Annotated in this window: 13 protein-coding genes; 2 read left to right on the forward strand and 11 right to left on the reverse strand. The window is 72.6% G+C overall.

All coding sequences use genetic code 11. The annotated features are described in order from the left end of the window. Window positions 1-129 precede the first annotated feature (129 nt). The 9 genes from ABIC61_RS14525 to ABIC61_RS14565 form a co-directional block, all read right to left on the reverse strand. Window positions 130-864: a zinc ribbon domain-containing protein gene (locus tag ABIC61_RS14525; RefSeq protein ID WP_354030488.1), complete on the reverse strand. Its 735-nt coding sequence runs from the start codon at window positions 862-864 to the stop codon at window positions 130-132. 2 nt (window positions 865-866) lie between these two features. Further along, window positions 867-1,712 (reverse strand): Nif3-like dinuclear metal center hexameric protein, encoded by an 846-nt coding sequence (locus ABIC61_RS14530; protein WP_354030489.1) that lies wholly within the window; start codon window positions 1,710-1,712, stop codon window positions 867-869. Window positions 1,713-1,758: 46 nt separating this feature from the next. Further along, window positions 1,759-2,799 carry a hypothetical protein gene (locus tag ABIC61_RS14535; RefSeq protein WP_354030490.1) on the reverse strand — a complete coding sequence of 347 codons (1,041 nt, stop codon included), beginning with the start codon at window positions 2,797-2,799 and terminating at the stop codon, window positions 1,759-1,761. Window positions 2,800-2,915: 116 nt separating this feature from the next. Next, a complete protein-coding gene (locus ABIC61_RS14540) occupies window positions 2,916-3,473 on the reverse strand; it encodes an RBBP9/YdeN family alpha/beta hydrolase (RefSeq protein ID WP_354030491.1) in 558 nt (185 codons plus the stop codon). 48 nt (window positions 3,474-3,521) lie between these two features. Beyond that, window positions 3,522-4,481, reverse strand: coding sequence for an AraC family transcriptional regulator (locus tag ABIC61_RS14545; protein WP_354030492.1), 960 nt, complete (start codon window positions 4,479-4,481; stop codon window positions 3,522-3,524). Between the two features lie 97 nt (window positions 4,482-4,578). Further along, window positions 4,579-4,998 carry an ATP-binding protein gene (locus ABIC61_RS14550; protein ID WP_144750163.1) on the reverse strand — a complete coding sequence of 140 codons (420 nt, stop codon included), beginning with the start codon at window positions 4,996-4,998 and terminating at the stop codon, window positions 4,579-4,581. Continuing rightward, window positions 4,995-5,333 carry an STAS domain-containing protein gene (locus ABIC61_RS14555; protein ID WP_097179319.1) on the reverse strand — a complete coding sequence of 113 codons (339 nt, stop codon included), beginning with the start codon at window positions 5,331-5,333 and terminating at the stop codon, window positions 4,995-4,997. Before ABIC61_RS14555 ends, ABIC61_RS14550 begins: the two co-directional genes overlap by 4 nt. A 55-nt stretch (window positions 5,334-5,388) precedes the next feature. Continuing rightward, complete coding sequence (locus tag ABIC61_RS14560) at window positions 5,389-6,600, reverse strand: multidrug effflux MFS transporter (protein ID WP_354030493.1); 1,212 nt, start codon at window positions 6,598-6,600, stop codon at window positions 5,389-5,391. Between the two features lie 118 nt (window positions 6,601-6,718). Next, window positions 6,719-9,376, reverse strand: a complete 2,658-nt coding sequence (locus ABIC61_RS14565; protein ID WP_354030494.1) for a phosphoenolpyruvate carboxylase — start codon at window positions 9,374-9,376, stop codon at window positions 6,719-6,721. Window positions 9,377-9,696: 320 nt separating this feature from the next. Here ABIC61_RS14565 and ABIC61_RS14570 point away from each other — a divergent pair, with 320 nt between their 5' ends. Then, window positions 9,697-11,415 carry a BCCT family transporter gene (locus ABIC61_RS14570; RefSeq protein ID WP_354030495.1) on the forward strand — a complete coding sequence of 573 codons (1,719 nt, stop codon included), beginning with the start codon at window positions 9,697-9,699 and terminating at the stop codon, window positions 11,413-11,415. Between the two features lie 345 nt (window positions 11,416-11,760). Here ABIC61_RS14570 and ABIC61_RS14575 read toward each other — a convergent pair whose 3' ends face one another. Together ABIC61_RS14575 and ABIC61_RS14580 are read right to left on the reverse strand one after the other, a co-directional pair. Then, window positions 11,761-12,054 carry a DUF2470 domain-containing protein gene (locus ABIC61_RS14575; protein WP_354030496.1) on the reverse strand — a complete coding sequence of 98 codons (294 nt, stop codon included), beginning with the start codon at window positions 12,052-12,054 and terminating at the stop codon, window positions 11,761-11,763. Further along, a complete protein-coding gene (locus ABIC61_RS14580) occupies window positions 12,051-12,734 on the reverse strand; it encodes a biliverdin-producing heme oxygenase (RefSeq protein WP_354030497.1) in 684 nt (227 codons plus the stop codon). The genes ABIC61_RS14575 and ABIC61_RS14580 overlap by 4 nt, the downstream gene beginning before the upstream one ends. Window positions 12,735-12,822: 88 nt before the next feature. On the opposite strand from ABIC61_RS14580, the gene ABIC61_RS14585 reads away from it, so the two are divergent. After that, window positions 12,823-13,668, forward strand: a complete 846-nt coding sequence (locus ABIC61_RS14585; RefSeq protein ID WP_354030498.1) for a siderophore-interacting protein — start codon at window positions 12,823-12,825, stop codon at window positions 13,666-13,668. The last annotated feature ends 51 nt before the right edge of the window (window positions 13,669-13,719 follow it).

Raw genomic sequence — 13,719 nt, forward strand, 5'->3', positions numbered from 1 at the left:
CCCCGCGCGCCCCCCCCCCCGCGGCCCCGCCCCCCCGGGGGGGGCCCCCCCCCCCCCCCCGCGCGGGCCGGGGGGGGGGGGGGCGGCCCCCGGCCCCCCCCCCCCCCCCCGCCCGTCCGCGGGTCGCGTCTAGAGCCCGGACTCCGCCGTCCGCACCAGGATCGCGTCGCTGTCGGGGCAGAGCACGACGTCGTCGGGCGCGGCCCGGCGGATCGTCTGCAGGTCCGAGTTGGTGAGGGTCACGCCCGAGGCGGTCGACACCCCGCCCTGGAGCAGCGACGCACCGAAGCCGTAGCGCGCCCGCTGCCGGTCGTAGAGCGCCAGGAGCTCGGCGGGCACCTTCGCGGCGACGTCCGCACGGCTCTGCACGGCCGAGGCACGGTCGGTCTCGAGCCGTGCGATCTCAGCGTCGCGCTCGGCGGCGAGTCCGGCACGCGAGGCCTCGACGTCGGCGAGCTGCGCCTCGATGTCACCGACGCGGGCGCGGAAGCCGTCGAGGGTCTCCATGACCTCGAGCTCGGCCGTCTCGAGGTCGCCGATCCGCCGCTGGAGCGAGTCGAGCTCGCTCTGGAGCCCGGCGGCGTCCTTCGCGCTCGACACGTTCTGGAGCATGGTGGTGTCGCGCTCGACCCGGGCCTGCGCCGTCGCCGTGTCGGACTCGAGGCGGGCGAGCTCCCGCTCGGCGTCCTCGACCTCGCCGGTCGCCGCGGCGAGGGAGGCACGCAGCCCAGCCGCGGTGGTGCTCAGCTCGGTCAGTCGGTCGCCCTTCTGGAGCGACGTGATCCGGTGGGCGATCCGGGTGACGTCGTTGTCGAGTCGCTGGACGTCGAGGAGGATGACCTGGTCCTCGGGTGCTGCCTTCATGGTCAGGCTCCTTCAGTGTGGGTGGTGGGTTCGGCGGCCGGCAGGACGGCGAAGTCCCACGGGTCGGTACGGAGGTCGCTCACGGTGACGCGGACCCCGGCGGCGGCGCGCAGCTGCTCGGCGGCGATGTCGAGCCAGAGCCACTCGGTGGCCCAGTGCGACGTGTCGATGAGGGCCGGGCCCCCACCGAGCAACGCCTGCTCGCGGAACTCGGACGCCGGGTGGTGCCGGAGGTCGCTCGTGACGTAGACGTCGGCGTCGAGCACGGCGGGGTTCCGCAGGTACGCGTCGCCGGCGCCGGCGCAGAGTGCCACCGTGCGGATCGGCTGGTCGAAGTCGCCCGAGACCCGGACGCCCGTGGCGGTGCCGGGCAGCAGGTCGACGAGCGCACGGGCCAGGGTGCCGAGGGTGGTGGGCTCGGCGAGGGTCCCGACCCGGCCGATGCCCGTCGACGGGTCGGCGCTGGGCTCGAGCGGACGCTGGTCGGTCAGGCCGAGGCGGTCCGCGAGCACGGCCGACGTCCCGGTGGTGACGACGTCGGCGTTCGTGTGCGCCGCGACGAGTGCGGTGCCGCCCCGGACGAGCGTCGCGAGCACGCGGCCCTTGTAGGTCGACTCAGCGATCGTCGTCACGCCGCGGAGCAGGAGCGGGTGGTGCGTCAGGAGCAGGTCGGCACCGGCCTCGACGGCTTCGTGCGCGGTCGCGGGGACGGCGTCGACGGCGAGGTGCACGTGTTCGATCGTCTGGTCGGGGTCACCGGCGACGAGACCGACGGCGTCCCACGACTCGGCTCCTGCGGCGGGCCACAGGTCTTCGATCACGGCCTGGAGTTCGCGGAGCGTCGGCATCCCGTCAGTCTACCGAGCGGACCGTGCGACCGAGGCCGCCTGTGGATCAGCGACGACCGAACGCGTGCAGGATGCGGGCGACGAGTCGTGCCCACCAGCCGGGCTGGCTCGCCTCGTCGACCTCGCCGGTGCGGTGCTCGGCGTCCGCCGCCTCGGCCGTCACCGTGTCGGTGGCCGTCGTCGGCTGCACGGCCTCCGGCAGGACCACCGGGGTGCTCGCGGTCGTGCCGACGTGCGCGGTGAGCGCGGCGGCGAACGCGGCACGGTCGATGACCGTGGGGCCGGTCGCGGGCTGGATGAGCGGGGTCGGTCGCGTGTTCGCCGACACCGGGGAGACGACCGGGAGGGACAGCACCGGACGAGCGACCTCGTCACGTGCCGAGGTGGTCGGCTCCGGGGCGTCGATCGCGTCGACGACGTCGGTCGCCTCGACGAGGGCGGGCGCTGCCGTCGCAGGAGCAGCCGGCACGACGCGCTGCACCGGGACCGTGCCGGTGGCGGCACGGCGGGTGGCGGCACGGTCGCGACGGTCGGACTCGAGCGCCGCGTCGGCGAGCAGGTCGGCGAAGACGGTGTGGGCGAAGGCCCGGGCAGCCTCCACCTCGGGGTCCGTCTGCTCGGCGACGGTGGCCTCCCACGCGGCGAGGCGTGCGAGGTCCTCGTCGCGGCGACGGACCTCGTCCTCGAGGATCACGATGCGCTCGATCGTGGTGCGACCGCTCGACGCGGACACCTCGACGGCGAGGTCCTCGATGCGGAGGGCGAGGCGCTCCGGGGGTTCGGGGAACGACGGGGCGCAGGCAGCAGCGTGCCGGGCGCGGTCGCGGGGCCGGCGGAAGGCGGAGTCGTCCGTCGCGGCCGAGGGCACCGGCTGGGCGGCGTCCACCTCCGGCGCGGGGACGGTGCCGGCGGGCTCGACTGCGGCGTCCGACGCTGCGTCCGGTCGCTGCACGGGGCCGGTGACCGGCGGGACCACGAGGTCCGCCAGGTACGGGGCGCGCGTCGCCGGGGCGTCACGGAGCCACTCCTCGAGCTCGCGACCGAAGGGGTCGACGAGGGGGGTGCGTGCACCGGACTGCGTTTCCATGGTCGCAGCATAAATATCGCGACGCACGAATCCGTGGACATCCGCGGTGTGTCGCCGGAGGCCCTGCCATATCGCGTCGAACGTGAACGGCGTGTCGGCCGGGCCGCCCGGCGGTGTCAGAGCGAGTGCTCGAAGTCGTCCAGCAGGGACCGTCCGTCGGCCCAGGCACCGACCCCGCTCGCGACGTTCACGTGCCCGCGGGGGCCGATCCTGATCGCCCGCGCACCGAGGGTGTCGGCGAACCCGAGAGCACGCTCGACCGAGCAGTACGGGTCGTCGTCGCTGACGACCAGCGCGGTCGGGACCGAGGACCGTGCGAGCGGCTCCGCGAAGCCCGAGGCCTCGGCCGGGAAGCCCGGCGCGGCGGGGTCCGGCGGCGCCACGAGGAACGCGCCGGCGACCGACGGGCGGTCCGGCTCCCCCGACCAGTCGGCGACGGCCAGGACACCCAGGCTGTGGGCGACGAGCACGGGCGGTTCGTCGAACGACCGGACGGCACGGGTGATCGCGGCGGACCAGTCGGCCGGGTCCGGCTCACCCCAGGACGCCGGCTCGAGACGCACGACGCCGGCGGGGTCGACCGCGGCTCGTTCGGCCTGCCACCGCGACTGCCAGTGGTCCGGGTCGGAGTTCCAGATCCCGGGGACGATCACCCACGGTCGAGGTCTGCGCACGGTCCAGATCGTAGCGAGGAGTGCCGCCGAACGACGACGTACCGGGGCTCAGCCGTGCAGCGTGTCGCGCGGGTACTCCCCGAAGCGGCTCGCGTAGGCGCCCGAGAACCGCCCGAGGTGCGCGAAGCCCCAGCGCACCGCCACCGCGGCGACCGTGACCTCGCCGGGCGAGGCCCGCCGGAGTTCGTCGCGGACCCGGTCGAGCCGGATGCCCCGCAGCATCGTGTTCGGTGCCGTCCCGACCTGCCGTTGGAAGGCCTGCTGCAGCCCGCGGACGCTCAGCCCGACGTGCTCGGCGACGTCCGTGGTGGAGATCGGGGTGTGCGCGAAGGCGTGCATGTACTCCACCGCTTCGCGGACCCGGCCCGTCGCGCCCTGGGGCAGGGTGACGTCCGGTGCCAGCACGGTGTGCGGGAAGGTGCGGAGCAGGGCGAGCGCGGTGTCCCGCGCGGTCTCGGCGAGGACGATCGGCGACACCGGCGCGTTGCCGAGCACCGTCGACGCAGCACGCTGCACCTGGGCGTTCCAGCCGCGCAGGTCCTCCTTCCGCGGGGTCTGCGTGTGGTCGAACACCAGGGGCGCGGGTCGGGTGCCGTGCTCCTCGGCCGCGATGCCCTCGAGGTAGGTCCGCTCGAACTGCACGAGGCTCTGCCGGACGTCCTGCAGGTCGAACGCGAACGGCCGTCCGGTCGGGAACATCATCGGCGTTCCCGGCCCGAAGGCGACCTCCTGCCGGCCGATGTCGACGAGTCCACCCCCGTCGGCGAGCCACATCACGACGTACTCGTCACGCGCCTCGAGCTCCCCCTCCATCCGGGCGTCGAACCGGGTCGACCGGAAGGACATCGTGTCGTCGCCGACCACGCGGAACCGGTAGCTGAAGGGGCGCTCGGTCTGCGCAGCACGGAACCCCGCGCCGTCGTAGGCGTCTTCGTACATCTGGATCGCTGCCGCGAGGTCGTCACCGGACGTCTCGAAGCTGATCCTGGGGTCGGGTTCGACTGTCATCGTCCTGGATCGTGACACGGCGGCGCGGAAGTCCGGCACCGGGACGGGCTGCCTTGCGGGTTACGGCTCAGGCGCTGCGCGATCCGGATGAACGGGATCAGCCCCGGGTCAGGCTGCGGCGTACGGTCCAGCGGTTGCGGTCGGCGACCCGTTCGTACCGCAGGTCGTCGACGACCATCTGGACGAGGGCCAGTCCCCGACCACTCTCGGCGAGGGCGTCGGGCAGTCGGGCGTCGGACGGGTCGATCGGCACCGGGACCCCGTCGTCGGTGAGGTCCGCCTCGACGGCGTCCGCTCCGACGTCGAGGCGGAGGGAGCAGGAGACGCCGTTCCCGCCCGCGCCGTGCTCGATGACGTTGGAGGTGAGTTCGACCAGCGCCAGCTCGAGCGCCATCCGGTCCTCCGACGCCACCGTCGGCTCGGCGTCCCACACCGACGCGAGGAACGTGTGCACGGCCGTCACGTCGTCCGGCGGACACGCCAGGTCGAGGCTGTGCCCGCCCACCGTGGCGCTCATCCCCAGTCGCTGACCGCGGCGTCCCCGTCCGGGTACGTGCGGAGGATCTTGTCCATGTTGGACAGCTTGAGCACCATCTCGACCTGGTCGGACGGTGCGGCGATGCGGAGGTCCCCGCCGGCCTGACGCGCGGTCTTCAGGCAGCCGACGAGCGCCCCGAGACCGGAGGAGTCCATGAACTCGACGGTGGAGAGTTCGACGACGACCTTGGGCCGCCCTCCGGTGACGACCTGCGCCACCGTCTCGCGGAAGGTCGGGGCCGACACCATGTTGAGCCGGCCGCTGCACTCCAGCACCGCGACGTCGGTGTCTGCCTCGTGTACGACGATGTCCATGTCGGTGCCTCCTCAGGTCGGTGCGGCGTGCACCATGCAACCTACCGGGTCACGATCACGAGACGGTCCGCCCCCGCCGGGTGGCGACGAGCTGCACGACGACGGCGGCCGCCATGAGCGTCGCCATCACGGAGCCCATCGCGAGCGCGGTGCCGCCCAGGGCGCCGGCGAGCGGTGTCCCGAGCCCGCCGAGCCCGAAGGTCAGCCCGCCCTGCAGCGCGGCGGCCGTCCCCGGGTGCGCGGCGCCGACGTGCTGGGTCCGCGTCATCGCCGCCGGCAGGACGAAGCCCCACGCCGCCGTGACGACGGCGAGCGAGCACCACACCGGGACGGCGCCGAGCCCGAGGAGTGCGCTCACCAGGACTCCAGCAGCTCCGACCGTCCCGACCGCGAGCCCGAACGACAGCAACGCATCCTCGGAGAACCGACCGACGACACGGCGGAAGACCAGCGTCGTGACGATCATCATCGAGGCGTTCGTCGCGAAGACGAGCGTGTACATCCCCTCCGAGAACCCGAACTCGGTCTGGAACACGAACGAGCTCGTCGCGATGTACGCGAAGAACCCGATCGTCGAGAGCACCCCGGTGAGCACGTACGCCCGGAACCGCGGGATCCCCATGAGCTCGCGGATGCGCCGCCAGTTCGCGCCGAAGCCGACACCACCACGGGACTCGTGCGGCAGCGTCTCGTGGAACCGGACGACGACGGCGACGAAGAACACCGCGCCGAGCACCGCGAGCACGACGAACATCAGCCGCCACGTCCCGATCGTGAGCACCGCTCCCCCGGCCAGCGGTGCGACGACCGGACCGATGGCGTTGATCGCCGCGAGCGTGCCGAACACCTTCGCCATCCGCGGCCCACCGGTGACGTCGGAGACCATCGCGCGGCCGGCCACGGCACCCGCGGCGCCCGCCAGGCCCTGGAACACCCGCGCCACGACGAGCGTCCCGACGTCCGGTGCCAGCGCGCACCCGACCGACGCGAGGGCGAACACCGCCGTCCCGACGAGCATCAGGGGTCGCCGTCCGATGCCGTCGCTGACCGGCCCGGCGAGGAGCTGCCCGACCGCGAAGGCGACGAGGAAGGCGGTCAGCGAGAGCTGGACCGCACCCGGCGTGGTCCCGAGGTCGCGTGCGATCGCCGGCAGCGCCGGGATGTACATGTCGGTCGCGAAGGGCGAGACGCCCACGATGAGCGCGAGCGGGACGATCGGCGGCAGCACGCCCGACGTCACTCGGGTCCGCATGCGCTCCGTCGTCACGGGGCCACGCTACGCGCACCCGAATCGATTCGACAAGGGCGGGTGCGGTAGGGGCGGTGGTCAGGTCACAGACCGACTGGAGGCGCGGTGCGGGCCCGCACCGCGCCTCCAGTCCTTCTCAACCCGTGTTCTGCAGACCGGCGGCGATCCCGTTCACGGTCAGCAGGAGCAGACGGTGGTCGCCGTCCTCCGGGTCGGTGCTGCCCGTGGAGCGGATCGCGCGGAGCGCGCGCAGCTGCAGGTGCGACAGGGCGTCGACGTACGGGCTGCGGAGGCGGACGGCGCGGGCGAGGACCGGGCGGTCCTCGAGGACGTCGCTGCCGCCGGAGACCCGGAGCACCCAGTCGCGGGTGCGCAGCATCTCGTCGAGGACCTTGGCGGCGAGGTCGTCGCGGTCGGCGAGTTCGAGGTAGCGACGGGCGATGTGCTCGTCGGTCTTCGCGAGCGACATCTCGACGTTCTTGATCATCGCGCCGAACAGCGGCCACTCGGCGTACGCGGTGCGGAGGAGTCCGACATCGCCGACGGCCTCGAGCGCGGCACCGAGGCCGTACCACCCGGCGAGGTTGATGCGGGCCTGTGTCCAGGAGAACACCCACGGGATCGCCCGGAGGTCCTCGAGGGACTCGACGCTCAGCCCGCGGCGGGCCGGACGGGACCCGAGCGGCAGGAGACCGATCTCCTCCATCGGGGTCACGCGCGCGAACCACGGCGCGAACCCGTCTGCCCTCACGAGGTCGTAGAAGGCCTGACGCGACACGTCGTCGAGCTGCTGTGCGAGCTCGGCGAACCGGGTGGCGGCGACGGCGGTGCGGTCCTCGTTCGAGGGCGACGAGGCGAACAGGGTGGCCGAGGCCATCTGCTCGAGGTGCCGCGCCGCGATGTCCTTGTCGCCGTACTGGGCGAAGATGACCTCGCCCTGCTCGGTGAGCTTGAGCCGCCCGTCGATCGAGCCACGGGGCTGCGCGAGCACCGCCTCGTTCGCGGGTCCGCCACCGCGGCCGAGCGAACCGCCGCGGCCGTGGAACAGTGTCAGCTCGACGTCGTTGGTCTTCGCCCAGTCGGCGATGCGGGCCTGGGCGTCGTAGAGCGCGAGGTTCGCCGACACCGGGCCGACGTCCTTCGACGAGTCCGAGTAGCCGAGCATGACCTCGAGCTTGCGGCCCGTCGCGGCGAGGCGGCGCTGGAACGTCTCGGTGCGCACGGCCTCGTCGAGGATGTCGACGCTGGCGTGCAGGTCGGCGAAGGTCTCGAACAGGGGGATGACGTCGAGCACCGGAGCGGCCTCGGGCGAACCGAGCGCCGCGACGGCGAGCTCGTGCACGTTCGCGAGGTCCGCCGCCGACTGGGTGAACGAGACGATGTAGCGGCTGGCGGCGCGCACCCCGTAGCGGGACTGCAGCGACGCGATGGTGCGGAAGACCTCGAGGACCTCCTGCGTCATCTCGCTGAGTTCGCCGCCGGCACGGATCTCCGCGAGGGCGTTCCGGTGGACCTGCGAGTGCTGCCGGACCTCGAGCTCGGCGAGGTGGAACCCGAAGGTCTCCACCTGCCAGACCAGGTTCTGCAGCTCGCCGTTCGCCGGACGGGTCGCGCCGGCCGCGACGAGCGACGTCTGGATCGTGCGGAGGTCCGCCAGCAGGGCCTCGGGCCCGGGGTAGGCCAGGTGCTCCTGACCGGTCCGGGTCGCGTCGATCCGGGCGGCGACGAACATCAGTGCGCGGCGGTGGGTCTCGTTCGGGGCACGGACACCGATGCGCTCGGCGATGCCGGCGTCGAGGGACTCCTGCGCGGCGACGAGCGCGGTCAGACCGGCATCGGCGGGGGTCTCGCTCGCGTCCAGCGTCAGCGTGCTGCCGATGCGGGTCGCGGCGCGCGACAGCCCGAGGAGGATGTGCTCCGCGGCGATCTCGGCGGCCTGGCGGGTGACGTCGGCGGTCACGTGCGGGTTGCCGTCGCGGTCGCCGCCGATCCACGTGCCGAAGCGGACGAACGCCGGAGCGGTCACGGGGGCGCGGCCGGCGTCGTCGCCGAGCAGCCGGTCGTCGAGCAGGCGGTACACCTGCGGCACGATCTCGAACAGCGTCTGGTCGAACACGCTCATCGCCGTGCGGACCTCGTCGAGCGGGGTCGGCCGGGTCGTGCGGAGGGGCGAGGTGCGGAGGAGCGTCGTGATCTCCTCGAGCAGCCGGCGCTCGTTCTCGGCCAGCGCGGTGGCGTTCGTGGTCCGGTCGCGCTCGTCGATGAGGTCGGTGATCCGGCGCACCGCCGTGGTGACCGCGCGGCGGCGGGCCTCGGTCGGGTGCGCGGTCAGGACGGGGTGGAAGCGGAGGTCGCGGAGTCGTGCGGCGGCTTCGTCGTCACCGACCTGCTCGACGAGCGAGGCGTAGGTCGCCGGGAACGAGTCCCCTGCCAGACCGCCGTCGTCGCCGCGGTGCCGGAGCACGCGGACGCGGTGGTGCTCCTCCGCCAGGTTCGTCAGGTGGAAGTAGGTCGTGAACGCCTGCGCGACGGCCTCGGCCCGGTCGGCCGACATGCCGGCGACGATCGCCTCGGCACGTGCTGCACCCTCGGCCTCGCCGCCCTCGAACGCGTCGATGACCGCGGCACGCAGGCTCTCCACATCGTGCAGGAGGTCCTCGCCGCCGGTCTCCCGCAGCACCCGCCCGAGCAGGTTGCCGAGGTACCGCACGTCCGAGCGCAGGTCGCTGTCGACCGCTCCGCTGACGTCGTCCCGAGCGCGCCCGTGGCGCGTCGATCCATCGATCGCCGTCATGTGGTCCTTTCCGGGTCTGCCGGGAGTGCCCTCCCGGTATCCCAGCAGCGTATCGGCCCGCCGCGGCGCCTGACGACAACCGTCCGGACGGACCGGTGCGCCGGAGTCGTCGAGTGCTTCGTCGGGTGGTTCGTCGGGTGCTTCGTCGAGTGAGCGGGAATCGTCGCCTGCCGATCACGGACCCGACGATTCCTGCTCACTCGACGGCCGCGGACCCGCCCCGGTTCGCATCGCATCCGGACGGAATTCGGGGTGCGTTCGTAGAATCCGGCCAGTGATGCTCCGCCGCCGTGCGCGGAGGGACCGGGTGGAGGGGCCGCATGAGCGAGACAGTCGAACCAGCTGGACCAGCCGACCGAGACCCCGACACGGGGCGCGCGCAGAACGACGTCGAGACGCGCCCCGTCCCGGTCAAGCCGCCCGTGGAGCGCTGGGTGTTCTGGCCGGCGGCCGGGATCGTCCTGGCGTTCGTCGCCGTCGCGCTGATCGCACCACGCGCGACGGAGGACGCGTTCGCCGCCGTGCAGGGTTGGATCGTGCGGGACTTCGGCTGGTACTACGTGATCGCCGCCGCCGCGTTCGTCGTCTTCACGATCTGGATCGGGTTCAGTCGCTTCGGCGACATCGTGCTCGGCCAGGACGACGAGAAGCCCGAGTTCTCGACCCTCTCGTGGCTCTCGCTGCTGTTCGCCGCCGGCATGGGCATCGGGCTCGTGTTCTACGGCGTCGCCGAACCGCTCAGCCACTTCGCTTCACCGCGGCCAGGGGTGACCGGCGACGACGACGCCCTCGCGCAGCAGGCGCTCACGCAGACGTTCCTGCACTGGGGACTGCACGCGTGGGCGATCTACGTCGTGGTCGGGCTGGCCCTGGCGTACGCGATCCACCGGCGGTCGCGCCCGGTGTCGATCCGCTGGGCGCTCGAACCGCTGCTCGGCAAGCGCGTCGTGGGTGGGTGGGGCAACCTCATCGACGTGCTCGCCCTCATCGGGACCCTGTTCGGCGTCGCGACGTCGCTCGGCCTCGGGGTCCTGCAGATCGGCTCCGGCCTCGAGTACACGGGGGTCGCTGACAACACCCGCGGGCTGCAGATCGGGCTGATCGTCGTCGTCACGCTCATCGCCATCGGGTCGCTGCTGAGCGGGGTCGGCAAGGGCATGAAGATCCTGTCGAACATCAACCTCGGGCTCGCCGCCGTCCTGCTCGTCTTCGTCCTGTTCGTCGGGCCGACGCAGTTCCTGCTCGGCGAGTTCGTGCAGTCGATCGGGCAGTACGTCCAGGGCTTCGTCGGGCTCGCGTTCGACACCAGCGCCTTCGCTGGCAAGGCCGGGCAGGACTGGCAGGGCGCGTGGACGACGTTCTACTGGGGCTGGTGGATGTCCTGGGCGCCGTTCGTCGGCATCTTCATCGCGCGGATCTCCCGCGGTCGGACCGTCCGGCAGTTCGTGCTCGGCGTGCTCTTCGTCCCGACGCTCCTGACCTTCCTCTGGTTCGCCATCATGGGCGGCACGGCGCTCTACGACCAGCTGCACGGCACGGGCGACCTCGTCGGGGCGGACGGCAGCGTGTCCGTCGAGCAGGTCCTGTTCCAGCTGCTCGGCGCGATGCCGGCCGGATCGGTGCTCGTCATCGGGGCGATCATCCTCATCGGGGTGTTCTTCGTGACCTCTGCTGACTCCGGCGCCCTCGTGATGGGCATGATCGCGACCGGCGGGCAGATCGAGCCGAAGAACTGGATCCGGGTGTTCTTCGCGGGGGTCACGGCTCTCGTCGCGGTGGCGCTCCTGCTCGCCGGGGGCCTGAACGCCCTGAAGACCGCAGCGATCACGACCGCGCTCCCCTTCAGCATCGTGATGGTCCTGATGTGCTGGTCGACGGTGGTCGCGTTCACCCGGGAGCGTCGGGCGTACGTCCGGGCCGAGCGGCGGGCACTGATGACGGACCTCGCGGAGTTCTACCAGCAGGAGGTCGTCGACCCCGCGGAGCGCGCCCCGAAGACCGGCCCGATCCAGAAGTTGGCGCGCCGCATGCGGCACTGAGCGCGGCGCGGGGCGCGGGCTGCGGGCCACGCCGCGGACCCAAGGAGCCGGGCGGACGGCATACGACCGCTTCTGCGCACGAAGCGCCGTGGTCAGGACCACCCCCGGCCTGGAGGCGCGTGGCGGCGCCGACCCGTGCCTCCAGGCCGGTGGCGCCCCGCGGGGTACGCAGTGTGCGAGGTTCCGGGCACTGTGCGAGGCGCCTGCGGTGCCACGGTGCGCGGAACCTCGCACACTGCGAAGCGCGACGCGGCGCGCGCAGCGCGCGGGAACGCCGGGATCGCGATGCGTGGCGGGAGCACCCCTGCTGTTGCGACGCGCTCCGCGATCCCGGCGGGTCTGGGGTCAGCTCGGCTCGGTCAGCCGGGCCTGGGCAGCGGAGTGCAGCTCGACGATCTGCACGCGGGCCGACCGCCGATCGGTGAGCGGGGTGCTCCACGGCACGATGACCTGCTCCTCGGCGCCGTCGTCGAGCGTTGCGATCCACACTCCGGCGATCGCGTCGATCTCGGTCATGGTCGCCGCGACCGCCGTGGCCGCACCGTTCGCCCGCACGATGACGAGGTTGTCCGTCCCGTGGTCGCCGTTCATGTGCCGCAGGATCGCTCGGCGGGCATCGTCGTCGAGGGGGTCGGTCACGCGATCACCGTCACGTTCCCGGTGGCCGAGTCGCCCGGCCGACGGGTGGCGTCGAGCCCCTCGAGCAGGCCGTTGTTCAGCGAGTACGCGAGTTCGACCTCGGCGATCACGCGCTCCTGCTCCTCGGGCGACCACGGCGCTGCGTCGAGCTGCGCCCGGTAGGTGTCCTTGAACGCGCTCGGGTCGGCCACCTGGTCGAAGATGTAGAACAGGATCCCGTTCGTCTCGAAGCCGAACTGCTCGGCGAGCATCCGGCCGATCATCTGCCCACCGGACAGGTCGCCGAGGTACCGCGTGTAGTGGTGCGCGACGAAGCCGCCGGGCCAGGCGGCCGCGACCTCGTTGAGGCGTCGGACGTACGCCGTCGTCGCCGGGAGCGGGCACACGAGCTCCGACCAGTCCGGGCCGACGAGGTACTCGAGGTCGGCGCGGATCGCCGGCATCCGGGTGAGCTGCGAGGTCACGAACGGGGCGGCGACGGGGTGGTCGGCCATCCGGTCGGCAGCGCGCTCCAGGGCGTCGTACACGAACGAGTACTGTCCGAGCAACGCGGCGTAGTCGGCGACGTCGCACCCGCCGCCGAGCAGGTCGTGCATGAAGCCGTTCCCGGCCGAGGATCCGTGCGAGCGACGCGTGCGCTTGCGCAGCAGCTCGGAGAACGGGATGACGGTCGTGTCCATGAGGTAAGGCTAACCTTAGTTACAAGAACGTCAAGCACGAACGCCTCGCAAGAACCCAACGCCAAGCCGGAAAGAGGAACCTGGACCCGTGAGTTCCAAGCCCAAGCGCCCCCAGCACGTCTTCGTCGTCGACCACACCGAACGACTCTCACCGCACATGGTCCGGGTGCACCTCGGCGGCCCGGCCTTCGACGACTTCGTCGCCGCCGCCGACCCCGAGCGCCTCGACGCCACGGACAAGTACGTCAAGCTGCTGCTCGCGAAGCCGTCGCTCGGCCTGACGCCGCCGTACGACCTCGAGGAACTCCGCGAGACCCTGCCGAAGCAGGACCGCCCCGCCCGACGCACCTACACGGTCCGCGCCGTCGACCACGACGCGAAGACCATCGCCGTCGACTTCGTGGTGCACGGCGACGACGGACTCGCCGGTCCGTGGGCCGCTGCCGCGCAGCCCGGCGACCTGCTCGCCCTCTCCGGCCCCGGTGGCGGCTACGCGCCGTCCAGCGACCCGGCGGTCACCCACGTCCTGCTCGGCGACGACAGCGCCCTGCCCGCGATCTCCGCCGCGCTCGAGTCCATGCCCGAGTCCGCCACGGGCGTCGCCCTGGTCGAGGTGGCGGGTCCCGCCGACGAGCAGGCCATCGCGCACCCGGCCGGTGTCGACCTGCGGTGGCTGCACCGCGACGCCACCGGCGCCGAGCCGGGCACGCTCCTGCTGGACGCCGCCCGCTCGCTGGAGCGTGCCTCCCGGCCGGTGCAGGTCTTCGCGCACGGCGAGCGGACCGCGATGAAGGCGATCCGTCGGCTGCTGCAGGACGACTGGGGGCTCGAGAAGTCCGAGATGTCCCTGTCCGCCTACTGGGCGCTCGGCCGCGCCGAAGACCGGTTCCAGGAGGAGAAGCGCGAACCGATCGGGGTCATCTTCACCGAGTAGCGCTCCAGCCTGGAGGCGCGGCGCGCGTCGGTGGGTCGGGCTAGCGTTCCC

It is taken from the genome of Curtobacterium sp. 1544, assembly GCF_040544915.1.
GTDB lineage: Bacteria > Actinomycetota > Actinomycetes > Actinomycetales > Microbacteriaceae > Curtobacterium > Curtobacterium pusillum_C.